Origin of the sequence: Nocardioides sp. Root682 (assembly GCF_001427795.1) — a bacterium.
In the GTDB taxonomy this organism is placed as follows: domain Bacteria; phylum Actinomycetota; class Actinomycetes; order Propionibacteriales; family Nocardioidaceae; genus Nocardioides.
The window spans coordinates 1,778,562-1,790,770 of the sequence record NZ_LMHJ01000001.1; the positions used below are offsets into that span (position 1 = coordinate 1,778,562).

8 protein-coding genes are annotated in these 12,209 nt (G+C 71.2%); 5 read left to right on the top strand and 3 right to left on the bottom strand.

Annotation, left to right across the window (positions count from 1 at the left end; all coding sequences use genetic code 11):
- Positions 1–4 precede the first annotated feature (4 nt).
- Positions 5–271, bottom strand: coding sequence for a MoaD/ThiS family protein (locus ASD84_RS08455; RefSeq protein ID WP_056710837.1), 267 nt, complete (start codon positions 269–271; stop codon positions 5–7).
- A gap of 137 nt (positions 272–408) precedes the next feature.
- On the opposite strand from ASD84_RS08455, the gene ASD84_RS08460 reads away from it, so the two are divergent.
- Positions 409–1,143: a response regulator transcription factor gene (locus tag ASD84_RS08460; protein WP_056709028.1), complete on the top strand. Its 735-nt coding sequence runs from the start codon at positions 409–411 to the stop codon at positions 1,141–1,143.
- 8 nt (positions 1,144–1,151) lie between these two features.
- Here the strand turns inward: ASD84_RS08460 and ASD84_RS08465 are convergent, their stop codons facing one another.
- Positions 1,152–2,702, bottom strand: coding sequence for an FMN-binding glutamate synthase family protein (locus ASD84_RS08465; protein ID WP_056709032.1), 1,551 nt, complete (start codon positions 2,700–2,702; stop codon positions 1,152–1,154).
- A 91-nt stretch (positions 2,703–2,793) separates the two neighbouring features.
- Between ASD84_RS08465 and mshD the strand changes: the two genes are divergently transcribed.
- Genes mshD through ASD84_RS08480 form a run of 3 tightly spaced genes read left to right on the top strand, consistent with a single transcriptional unit; the run spans position 2,794 to position 8,834 of the window.
- Positions 2,794–3,663, top strand: a complete 870-nt coding sequence (mshD, locus tag ASD84_RS08470; RefSeq protein WP_235531035.1) for a mycothiol synthase — start codon at positions 2,794–2,796, stop codon at positions 3,661–3,663.
- A 30-nt stretch (positions 3,664–3,693) separates the two neighbouring features.
- Positions 3,694–8,217 carry a hypothetical protein gene (locus ASD84_RS08475; protein WP_056709035.1) on the top strand — a complete coding sequence of 1,508 codons (4,524 nt, stop codon included), beginning with the start codon at positions 3,694–3,696 and terminating at the stop codon, positions 8,215–8,217.
- Positions 8,218–8,228: 11 nt separating this feature from the next.
- Entirely contained in the window at positions 8,229–8,834 is a 606-nt protein-coding gene (locus ASD84_RS08480; RefSeq protein WP_056709037.1) for a hypothetical protein, read from the top strand.
- A 5-nt stretch (positions 8,835–8,839) separates the two neighbouring features.
- Here the strand turns inward: ASD84_RS08480 and ASD84_RS08485 are convergent, their stop codons facing one another.
- Positions 8,840–9,874: an alpha/beta hydrolase gene (locus ASD84_RS08485; RefSeq protein WP_235531036.1), complete on the bottom strand. Its 1,035-nt coding sequence runs from the start codon at positions 9,872–9,874 to the stop codon at positions 8,840–8,842.
- Between the two features lie 86 nt (positions 9,875–9,960).
- Here ASD84_RS08485 and ASD84_RS08490 point away from each other — a divergent pair, with 86 nt between their 5' ends.
- Positions 9,961–12,144, top strand: a complete 2,184-nt coding sequence (locus tag ASD84_RS08490) for an RNA degradosome polyphosphate kinase (RefSeq protein WP_082573228.1) — start codon at positions 9,961–9,963, stop codon at positions 12,142–12,144.
- Positions 12,145–12,209 lie beyond the last annotated feature (65 nt).

Below are 12,209 nucleotides of genomic sequence, written 5' to 3' on the forward strand. Positions count from 1 at the left end.
CGACTCAGCCTCCGGCGAACGGGGGCAGGAACTCCACCGTGTCGCCCGGTCGTACGACGACCTCGGCCGGGTCAGCCGACGACACCGGACGGTCGCCGACCAGCACCGAGCACGCCTTGACGACGTCGGGCAGGCGGCCCTCGGGGTGGCGACGCACCACCTCGGCGACCAGTTCGGTCAGCGAGACCGGTCCCGGGACATCGATGTCCTCCTGGGGCAGCCCGGCAGCAGATCGTGCGGCCGCCCAGTAGCGGACCCGGATGACCTGCATCTCATTCACTGTCGCGACCTTCCCCGTTGCACCGTTGTTTCGGTATCGTCCCCCACAGGAAAACCGGCCGGGGCCCAGCGTTGCGTTTCGGTCTCGCACCCGGCACGCGCCCACGCGATGCCAGTGAGGAGACCAGAGTGAGCACTCTCCTGCTTCTGACCAGCGCACTGCAACCGTCAGCCGAAGTGCTGCCCGGACTCGCACTGCTCGGCCACCAGGTCAAGATCCTGCCCGCCGAGGGCAGCGCCCTCCTCGAGGCGCCCGAGTCCGACCTCGTCCTGGTCGACGGCCGTCACGACCTGGCCAGCTCCCGCGACCTGTGCCGGCTGATCCGCACCACCGGTACCGACGTACCCGTCATCCTGGTGGCGACCGAGGGTGGCCTGGCCGTGGTCAACCACGACTGGGGCATGGACGACGTGGTCCTGCACACCTGCGGCCCCGCCGAGCTCGAGGCCCGGATCAAGCTGGCCATCGGCCGGCTGGCCGCGGCCCGCGATGCGGCCGACCCCGACGCCCACGTCATCCGCTCCGGCGAGGTCGTCGTCGACGACGCGACCTACACCGCGAAGGTCGGCGGTCGGGTTCTCGACCTGACCTTCAAGGAGTTCGAGCTCCTCAAGTTCCTCGCCCAGCACCCCGGTCGCGTCTTCAGCCGCCAGCAGCTGCTCCAGGAGGTCTGGGGCTACGACTACTTCGGTGGCACCCGGACCGTCGACGTCCACGTCCGGCGCCTGCGCGCCAAGCTCGGCCCCGAGAACGAGACACTCATCGGGACCGTGCGCAACGTCGGCTACCGGTTCGTGCTTCCGTCGAAGGACGCCGAGGCCGACGCCGCGCGAGTAGCCGAGCGCAACTCGCTCGACGCCTAGCTCGACGATCAGTCCGAGGCGTCCGGCTGCTCGTCGAAGTGGTCGCTGGTGTGCATCAGCCGGATGATCTCGGCCCGCAGGTCCTCCCCCAGCTCACCCCAGCCCTCCTTGTAGCCGTAGACCGACGCCAGTGACCGGGCGTCGTAGTCGCCGTTGAAGATGTCGACGTCGGCGCAGGTGATCAGGGACGGGTGGGCGACGCCGACCGCCGCGGAGATCCGGGTCAGCTCCTTGCGCATCGTGCGCAGGTAGACGCCAGCTCGGTCGGCCTTGGAGGTCACGTCGAGGCCGCGCACCAGCCACGGGTTCTGCGTGGCGACGCCGGTCGGGCAGTGGTCTGTGTGGCACTTCTGCGCCTGGATGCACCCGATCGAGAGCATCACCTCGCGCGCGACGTTGATCATGTCGGCGCCCAGCGCGAAGGCGACCACCGCGTTGTCGGGCAGGCCCAGCTTGGCGGAGCCGATGAACGTGATGTCGTCGGTGAGCCCGAGCTCCGCGAACGTGCCGTAGACCCGCGAGAAGCCCATCCGGTACGGCAGCGAGACCGAGTCGGCGAAGATCAGCGGGGCCGCACCGGTGCCGCCCTCGCCACCATCGAGGGTGATGAAGTCGACGCCCCGGTCGCGCGGCGACATCAGCCGGGCCAGGTCCTCCCAGAAGTCCATCGCGCCGACGGCCGACTTGATGCCGACAGGCAGACCCGTCTCGGCGCCGAGCATCTCGACGAAGTCGAGCATCGAGTCCACGTCGTGGAACGCGGTGTGCCGCGACGGCGAGGAGCAGTCCTTGCCCTCCGGGATGCCGCGGATCGCCGCGATCTCCGGGGTCACCTTCGCCGCCGGCAGCAGACCGCCGAGGCCCGGCTTCGCACCCTGGCTGAGCTTGATCTCGAGCGCCTTCACCGGCGCGGTCTCGATCATGGCCTTGAGCCTGTCGAGCGAGAAGTTGCCGGCATCGTCACGGCAGCCGAAGTACGCCGTACCGATCTGGACGATCAGGTCAGCACCGTTGCGGTGGTACGGCGAGATCGATCCCTCGCCGGTGTTGTGCAGGCACCCGGCAGCCGCCGCGCCCTTGTTGATCGCGGTGATCGCGTTCGAGGACAGCGACCCGAAGCTCATCGCCGAGACGTTGACGACCGAGTCGGGGCGGAACGCCTTGGCCCTCCCCCGTGGGCCGCCCAGCACCTTCGCGCTGGGCAGTGTCCAGTTGTGGTCCTGGTCGCTCGGGAGCTTGTCGGCGAAGGTGCGCTGCTTGATGTACGCATGCCCCTGGGTGTGCTCGACGTCGAGGTCGGTGCCGAACCCGAAGTAGCTGTTCTGCTCCTTGCTGGACGCATAGATCCAGGTGCGCTGGTCGCGACTGAACGGCCGTTCCTCGTCATTGCCCGTGACGATGTACTGCCGAAGCTCGGGACCGATGGTCTCCAGCCAGTACCGGGCGTGAGCCACGACCGGGAAGTTGCGCTGGAGAGCGTGCTTCTTCTGGACGAGGTCGCGCACCGCGACCGCGCCGAGGGCCACGGCCGCCCCACTCACCGCGTGGCTGAGTTTCATGGGCCAGTCCTACAGCGTCACGGTGTCACATGTAAACGGTCTGGCGCCTTCGGGTTCCGGGGCTGTAAAGCCTGCGCGATAGCGTCGAGGTGTGGCCATCGACGAACTGATCACCGGCGAGACGGCGCTGCGTGCCATCGCAGAGGTACGCCGGGCCTGCCGCGAGCACGACGGCGCCGACCCCCTCGACGAGGCCGCCCACCTGCGCCTCAAGCACCACGGACTCGACGGCCTGGACGCCTGGGTGACCGGCGACGGCTTCGCGATGCGGCGCGGGGCCGAGCTCGACCTTGCGGTCTCTCCGGACGCCCGCGGCCACGGCGCCGGACGCGCGCTGGCAACCCTCGCCTGTGCGGCACCCGGGCCGCTCGCTGCCTGGTCCCACGGCGACCACCCCGCAGCGGCCGCGCTCGCCGGGCCCCTCGGCTTCGCCCGCACGAGGGAGCTCTGGGTGATGCGCCGGCCGACCGCCGTACCGCTTGCGGCGGCGGAGCCGCCCACGGATGTCTCCATCCGCGACTTCGGCTCCGGCGACACGGCCGCGTTCCTGGCCGTCAACGCGGCCGCCTTCGCCCACCATCCCGAGCAGGGCGCCCTCGACGTGCACGGCCTCGAGGAACGGATGGCCGAGCCGTGGTTCGACCCGGCAGGGCTGCTCCTGGCCGTCGATCGCGGTGGGCAGCTGCTCGGCTTCCACTGGACCAAGCAGCACGACGCGTCGACCGGCGAGGTCTACGTCGTCGGCGTCTCGCCGACTGCCCAGGGACGCGGGCTGGGGCGCGCGCTGACCCTCGCGGGCCTGCACCACCTCGCCTCACGAGGGGTAGAGGAGGTGTTGCTGTACGTCGAATCGGACAACGTCGCAGCGCGCCACCTGTACGACGGCATCGGCTTCACACACGCTCCGACGGACACCCACGTGCAGTACCGCCGCTCGGACGTTCTGGGTCTTGCACCGTAACTCCGGCGGTCATGAGTAGATTTACCCTTCATGAGTTCGTTCACCGACGACGAGCCCGGGTCTGAGGACTCCGGGCCCGACGACGCGCCCTCGGGTCGCGGTCGTGGACGACGCAACCGGCTGTGGCGGCGCCACGACCAGGACGCGCCACCTGTCGCTGAGCTCGAGCCCGACGAGATCGAGGAGCTGCTCCGCCGCAGCCACACGGCAGCGGTCCTCGACGCCGGAGCGGATGCCCACCCGAGCGCTCCGGCGCTGCACGACCCGGACGGCCTGGTGCCGGAGGACCCGGACAACATCGCCTCACGCGTCGGTCACCGCGCCAACCCGCTGGCGGCCGCGCCGCAGCAGTCCGACGACGTCGACTGGGGCTCGCTGGTCAGTCCCGCGCCGCCGACGGGCTCTGCTCCCGACGACGCAGAACCGCCGGTCGTGCCCGCAGACCCCTCTCCGGCCACACCGTCCGGAACAGCCGACTGGGCCGACGTCATCGATCGCGCGGTCGGCCGCCGGATCGCCGACGTGCCCGTGGACGACGTCATCGACATCGAGGCGGTTGCCACCGGACGCGGACTGTCCGAGCGCCTCGAGCGCCTACGCGTGGACCCGCCGACCGTCGACGACTCCGAGAGCGACGACGAGCCCGTCCCGCCCGCACTCTCCGAGCCGGCACCGGTCGAGCCCGTCGATGACGAGCCGGTCGATCCGACCGACTGGTCCGCGATCATCTCCCGTGCCACGCGCCGCCCGGCCGGCGATCCGCTGACCGACCCGCTGGAGCCGACGCCCGAGACCCTGCCCCTCGGCATCCTCGACGAGCCGATCGAGGCAGCGGCCGAGGCCGTCGAGAGCGACGCCGTGGAACCGGCGGTCGCCGATCACGCGCTCCTCGGTGATCACCCGCTCATCGCCGATGACCCGCTCCTCGCCGAGCAGCCGTTCGAGGCACCCGTGGCCGAGGAGCCGGCGATCGAGGAGACCGCAGAGCGGCCGGCCGTGGTCGACGTACCCCCTGCGGACGAGCCCGTCGCCACCGACGCATCGCCCGAGGACTTCGCGGACCCGGTTCCAGAACCTGACCAGCACCCCCTCGGCGACCGCGTCAGTGACGAGGTGGCCGGTCAGCGGGTGATCGCAGCCGCTGTCGACGGAGGCTTCGCCGAGCCCATCCCGGCCCCCGCACCCAAGGGCCTGGCCCGGTTGCGGCGCCGCGGCACCGGTCCGAGCGCAGCGCCCAAGCCGACGGCCCGCATCATCCCGGACTTCGTCGACGCCCCGATGCTCGAGGAACCGATCCCCAACGCCGACGGCCCGCGCGAAGTCCCTCGCCGGCCGTCGGAGGTGCTGGCCCACGCCCGCGCCGAGATCGAAGCCGAGCTGACCCCGACCCTGACCGACGGCGAGGAAGCCGCCGACGGCGCCGTGCCCGAAGGTCCGGACAACGCGGAGGTCGTGGCTGCTCTCGCTGCCCGTCTGCGCCGTGATGCCGAGATGGCTGCAGCCGAACAGGCTGCCGAGCGCCTGGTCGCCGAGGAGGCGGCCCAGCGCGCCAACGTCGCCCGCGCCGAGGCCGACCGCCTCGCGCAGGAGCAGGCCGAGACCGCAGCGACCGCACACCGGGCCCGGATCGAAGCCGAGGAGCTCGCCCGCGCCGAGTCCGCCGCCCGCGAGTCCGCGGAGCGTGCGGCCCGCGAACGTGCCGAGTCCGCCGACGCCGAGACGGCCCGCCGTGAAGAGGCCGAACGGCACGCCATCGAACAGGCCGAGCGCGCTTCGACGGCCCAGGCCGAACGCCGGGCCGCCGAGGACCGGGCCCGGGAACAGGCCGACCTCGCCGCCGCAGCCGCGGCCGCCCGCCAGGTGGCGGAGACCGCTGCCGAGGCGCACGCCGCCACCGCCCGCCAGGCCCACGAAGATCGGGCGATCGCCGAGGATCGCGCCCGGGTCATGGCCGAGGCAGCGGCGGTCAGCGCAGCCGAGCACGCCGAGTTCGCACGTCGCATGCTCGAGGAGCGCGCCGCGACCGAGCGCACCTCCGCCGAGATCGCCCAGGCTCGCGCGCTGGCCGAGGACGCTGCCCGCCAGCAGGCTGCGCTCGCCCAGGAAGCGCACAAGGCTGCCGAGGCTGCCGAGGACCGTGCGCGGCTCCTGGCCGAGCAGGCCGCAGCCAGCGCCGAGGAGCACGGCGCACTCGCCCGACAGGCCGTCGAGGAGCGAGCGGCGGCCGAGCAGGCCGCAGCCGATCACGCCCGCCTCGCCCAGGACGCCCACCAGTCCCGTCGTGCAGCCGAGCAGGCGGCCCTCGAGCAGGCCGACCTCGCCCGGATCGCACTCGAGACCGCCGAGGCCGCCGAACGACGCGCCGAGGAGGCCGCCGAACGCGCCGAGGTGCAGGTCGCTGCCCGCGTCGCAGCCGACGAATCCGCGACCCAGCAGGCACAGCGGGCCGAAGAGGCCCACGAGGCGCGCCGTCTCGCCGAGGTCGCCGCGCGCGAACAGCTCGAGCTCGCCAGCGAGGCGCAGGCAGCAGCCGCGTCCGCCCACGCCTCCGCTGCCGCCCTCGCCGAGGAGAACCGCGCTGCGACCGAGGCGCTGACCCTGGCCGCCGAGTTCGCGGCGGGTGCCACGCAGGCCCGCATCGATGCCGAGACCCGGGCAGCGGCAGCGCTGGCCGAGCTGGAGGCTTCGGCCGCCGTCCACACGCAGGCGGTGAGCAGCCTGCAGTCGGAACTGCTCCAGGCGCAGCAGACCGCGCTGGAGCACGCCCGCGCACGGGCCGAGGCAGAAGCCATGGCAGCCGCGCAGACACAGGCACGCGCCGAGGCCGAGGCCCTCGCCGCCGCGCAGGTCCGCGCCCGAGCGGACGCCGAGGCACGCGTCACCGAGATCGCCCACGAACGCGAACAGGCGATCACCGCAGCAGCGCTCGCCCGTGCCGAGGCGGAGGCTCTGGCCGCCGAACAGGCTGCAGCCCGCGCCGACGCCGAGGCACGCGTCACCGAGATCGCCCACGAACGCGAGCAAGCCATCGCCGACGCTGCCCTGGCGCGAACTGAAGCCGAGGCCCTCGCCGCCGAACAGGCAGCGGCCCGCGCCGCGGACGACTCACGCGCCGCTGAGCTCGCCCACGAACGCGAAGTGGCCGCCGCTGATGCCGCCGCGGCCCGAGCAGAGGCCGAGGCACTCGCTGCCGAACAGGCAGCCATTCGTGAAGCGGCGGCGACCCGTGCCGCCGAGCTCGCCCAGGAACGTGATCGGGCGATCGCCGAGGCCGAGCGCGCCCGCGCTGCCGCCGAGGCGAATGCCGCCGAACAGATCGCCGCACGCGAAGCAGCCGAGGCTCGCGCCGCCGAGCTCGCGCAGGAACGCGAGCGGGCCATCGCCGAAGCGGCCGCGTCCCGGGCCGAGGCCGAGGCTCGCGCCGCCGACCTGGCCGCTCAGGTCGAGCAGATTCGGTCCCGGGTGGACGCAGCCCCGGCGGCAGCAACCGAGCCTGAGGTCGAGCCTGAGGTCGAACCCGGGCCCGAGCCCGAGCCTGAGGTCGAGCACGAGCCTGACGTCGAGCCCGAGCCTGACGTCGAGCCCGAGCCTGAGGTCGAGCCTGACGTCGAGCCCGAGCCTGAGGTCGAGCTGCTCGCAGCAGCCGAACCGGAGCCACAGCTCTCCCTGGTCGAGCAGTGGCGAGCGGGGTCGACCGCCGGCCACGACGCCGACGAGACCGACGAGCTGATCGACGTCGACACGGATGCCTCGGAGGAGTCGGCTGACGCCGCACCCGCCGCGACGAGCCTCGTGGCCCAGTGGCGCGCATCGGCAACAGAGCCCGAGCTGTTCGAGGAACCCGTCGCCGAGGTCGTGGTCGAGGAGCCGGAGCCCATCGAGGAGCCCGCCGCCGAGGTCGTGGTCGAGGAGCCGGAGCCCATCGAGGAGCCCGCCGCCGAGATCCTGGTCGAAGAGCCCGAGCCCATCGAGGAGACCGTCGCCGAGATCCCGGTCGAAGAGCCCGAGCCCATCGAAGAGCCCGCCGTCGAGGTCCCGGTCGAAGAGCCCGAGCCCATCGAAGAGCCTGAGCGTTCCGACCCGGCCGCCGCGGTGGTCGCGGCCGTCAGCGCCCCGGCGACCAAGGGGATCCCGTTCCACGCCAAGCGTGGCAACGACAGCCTCGGCCCGATCGCGATCCTCGCGGCCCTTGCCTGTGCGGCCGTGGTCGCCAAGATGGCCATCAGCGGCACCCTCCGCGACGACATCGCCCTGAGCGGCACGATGACCGCCGCCGCAGCCATCTTGTTGATGTACGCACTCAAGATGAGCAACACCTCACGCAGCGTGCACATCGACGAGGCCGGCCTGCTCAAGGTGACGATCGGCGACACCAGCAGCCGGTTCGACCTGACCAGCCCGAACACCAAGATCGAGCAGACCGGCACCGCCGGTCAGCGCAACTGGCGGGTCCTGATCCTGCGTCGCAGCATGTCCCCGGTCGCCATCGACTCGCGCATGGTCGACCCCCACACCTTCATGGAGGCTCTGCGACAGTGGAAACCGGACCTCTAGGCACTGACCCGGTGACCGCGCTCGAGGCCGAGCGGGACGCTCTCGCACGCCGCTGCGCGGCCGCCGAGGCAGAGGTACGACGCCTCACCGACGACCTCACCGCCGCCCGTACCCAGATCGAGGCCCAGATCGCGGCCCAGGCCGCCGCAGATGCCGAGGCCGGATCGCTGTCCCTGTTCGACGGCGACGCCACCAGCGACCGGCTGACCGGCGACGGCAGCGATCCCCGCGTCCTGTCACTCGTCCTCGGCGCGACCGCGGTGGTCGCCGGCATGGTGGCCCTGCTGGCGATGCTCAACGGAAAGCTCGGCAGCGTCTTCGGGCTCGCGATGCTCGCACTGACGATCGGTCTGGCCTGGGCTGCGGCGCGGACCCGCGTCGTTCCGGTCGAGGTCGAGGTCGTCCGTGGTGTCGTCTACGTCAAGCAGGGCGAGTCGACCCACCGTTTCGACGTGAAGAAGCCGGACACACAGGTGCTCGTGTCCGGTCGCCCCGGGGATGCCGACTGGGCCGTGCGCTTCCCGCGCCGCGGCCTCGATTCGTTCGTCATCAACGCCTCGATGGTCGACCCGCAGAGCTTCCTGAGCGACCTCCGGGAGTTCCGTCCCGAGCTCTGAGGCGCTCAGCCCAGAGCGGTCCGCACCTTGGCCGCGATCTCGAGGACGGCCGCCCGGCTGCTCCGTCCGGCGCCCACGATGTTGAGGAACCCGTGGATCTGGTCGGCGTACCGGCGCAGCTCCACCTCGGCACCGGCGTCAGCCAACCGGCGCGCGTAGGCCTCTCCTTCGTCGCGCAAGGGGTCGAACCCTGCCGTCACCACGTACGCCGGTGCGATACCTGACGGCAGGTTCGCACGCAGCAGGGCGACGCGCTCGTTGGTGCGGTCGGCCTTCGTGGGCAGGTAGATGTCATTGGCCATGTCGATGTGGTCGGACTCCAGGAAGAAGCCGTCCCCGAACAGGCGAAGGCTGTCGGTGTCCCGGTTCGGGTCCGTGCAGGGATAGAGGAGGAACTGGAAGGCGAGCGGAATCCCCGACCGTGCCGCTGCGATCGCCACCCAAGCTGCCACCGCGCCGCCGGCCGAGTCGCCGGCGACCCCGATCCGCTTGTCATCGACCCCGAGCTCGGCGGCGTGCTCCACGACCCAGGCGAGAGCCGCCTCTGCGTCGTCGAAACCTCCCGGGAAGGGCCGTTCGGGCCCCAGACCCCACTCGATCGACAGGACGGGCACCCGGGACTCCTCCGCCAGCACCCGACACGGCGCGTCGTGGCTGTCCAGGTCGCCGTAGAGGAAGCTGCCACCGTGGAAGAACACCAGCAACGGCTGTGTCGCGCTGGCTGACCGGGCTCCGTGCGGGAGATAGTGCCGTGCGGGCAGGCCGGCGACCGTCAGCTCACGAACTGCGCCGATCGGCTGTTTCCCTGCGACAGCCTCCGCGTTGGCCAACATGTCCGCCCGACCCAGCTCGATCGACGGCACCCGCACCATCGCCCGCTTGCGGGTGAGGCGCTGGAGGCGCAGCATCAGCTGGAGATCGGGGGCGAGGGTCTGGCCGTCGATGACGACCGGGCGGCCGGCCAGCGCACGCACCACCTGGGGAGGGAGTCCCAACAACGTCTTGAGGGTTCGGGCTTCGACCGCTGCGACCAGGCTCACGGGCGTCAATCTACTGAGCGCAGGCAGTCGCGGGCCACCCAGCCGATCGTCACCTCCCGTTCACCCGCCCCTGCCACACTCACCACATGTCCACCGAGCAACACATCGACCTGGCGGCGGCTGACGCGGCTCCTGCGACCGACGCGACCGGCAGTCTCGCCGCTGTCCCGGTCACCGGCGACGCCGAGACGCCCTACGCTCCGGACGCTGCGCAGGTGGCCACCATTACCAGTACTGACGGGCGTTTCCTCGATCGCGAGCTGTCCTGGCTCCACTTCAACGAGCGGGTCCTCGAGCTGGCCGAGGACGAAGAGCTGCCGCTCCTCGAGCGCACCCGCTTCCTCGCGATCTTCACCAGCAACCTCGATGAGTTCTTCATGGTGCGGGTGGCCGGGCTCAAGCGACGGATCGCGACCGGCCTGGCTGTCCGGGCCGCCAGCGGCATGATGCCGCGCGAGGTGCTGGAGGCGATCTGGACCAAGACGTCGGAGCTCAGCCGCCGACAGACCGACATCTTCCACCACCAGGTCGTGCCCGCGTTGCGCGACGAGGGCATCGAACTGGTGCGTTGGGCCGATCTCGAGCGCGACGAGCAGAAGTTCTGCAAGCGCCTCTTCAAGGAGCGGGTGTTCCCGGTCCTGACGCCGCTCGCCGTCGACCCGGCCCACCCGTTCCCCTACATCTCGGGCCTCTCGCTCAACCTGGCGGTCCTGATCCGCAACCCGAAGACCGGCAAGGAGCTCTTCGCCCGGGTGAAGGTGCCGTCGAACTTCGACCGCTTCGTCTCTCTCGGCAACGCCCGTTTCGTCCCGCTGGAGGACGTCATCGGCGCCCACCTCGGACGGCTGTTCCCCGGCATGGAGGTGCTCGAGGTGCACACCTTCCGGGTCACCCGCAACGAGGACCTGGAGGTCGAGGAGGACGACGCCGAGAACCTCCTCGCCGCGCTGGAGAAGGAGCTGCTCCGCCGCAAGTTCGGCCCCCCGGTGCGCCTGGAGGTCGAGGAGTCCATCGACCCCTCCGTCCTGGAGCTGCTCGTGTCGGAGCTCGACGTGACCGAGGAGGAGGTCTTCCGGCTCCCCGGACCACTGGACCTGCGCGGGCTGCACTCCATCGCCGACCTGCCGCGCGAGGACCTGAAGTACCCCTCCTTCGTGCCGGCCACGCACGCGCGGCTCGCCGAGGTGGAGTCGGCCGCACCGGTCGACGTCTTCAAGGCGCTCCGCCGCCGCGACGTGCTGCTGCACCACCCCTACGACTCGTTCGCGACCTCCGTGCAGCGCTTCATCGAGCAGGCAGCAGCGGACCCGCACGTGCTCGCGATCAAGCAGACGCTCTACCGCACCTCCGGCGACTCGCCCATCATCGATGCCCTCATCGATGCGGCCGAAGCCGGCAAGCAGGTGCTGGTGCTGGTCGAGATCAAGGCACGCTTCGACGAGCAGGCGAACATCCGGTGGGCCCGCAAGCTCGAGCAGGCGGGCTGCCACGTCGTCCACGGCCTGGTCGGTCTCAAGACCCACTGCAAGCTGGCCATGGTCGTGCGCGACGAGCCCGAGGGCATCAAGCGCTACACCCACATCGGCACGGGCAACTACAACCCGAAGACCTCCCGGACCTACGAGGACCTCGGCCTGCTGACGACGAACGAGGCCATCGGCGAGGACGTCGCCCACCTTTTCAACAATCTCTCCGGCTGGTCCCGCAAGGCGACCTACGAAGAGCTGCTCGTCGCCCCGGACTCGGTGCGCAGCGGCCTGATCGAACAGATCCACGCGGAGATCGCGCACCACCATGCCGGTCGACCGGCCGGCATCCGGATCAAGGCGAACTCCATCGTCGACGAACCGCTGATCGATGCGCTCTACCTCGCCTCGTGCGAGGGCGTGCCCGTCGAGCTGCTCGTCCGCGGCATCTGCTCGCTGCGCCCCGGCGTCCCCGGGCTGAGCGAGAACATCAAGGTCCGTTCCATCCTCGGGCGCTTCCTCGAGCACAGTCGCATCTTCGGCTTCGAGGGCGGCGGCAAACCCGTCGTCTGGATCGGTTCCGCCGACATGATGCACCGCAACCTCGACCGTCGCGTCGAGGTGCTGGTGCGTCTTCCGGAGCAGAGCCGCGACGAGGTACGACGCCTGCTGGACCTCGCGTTCGACAGCGAGACGCAGGCGTGGGAGCTCGGCGTGGACGGCCAGTGGAAGCGCAACGACGGCCCGGTCCACCTCCAGGAGACCCTGATCGAGGCCCAGCGGCACCGCCGACTTTCCCTCTGATCCGAACAACCTCCGACGCCCCGACGGGCGGCGACACCCTCTCTGACCTGCAACGACACGTCAGG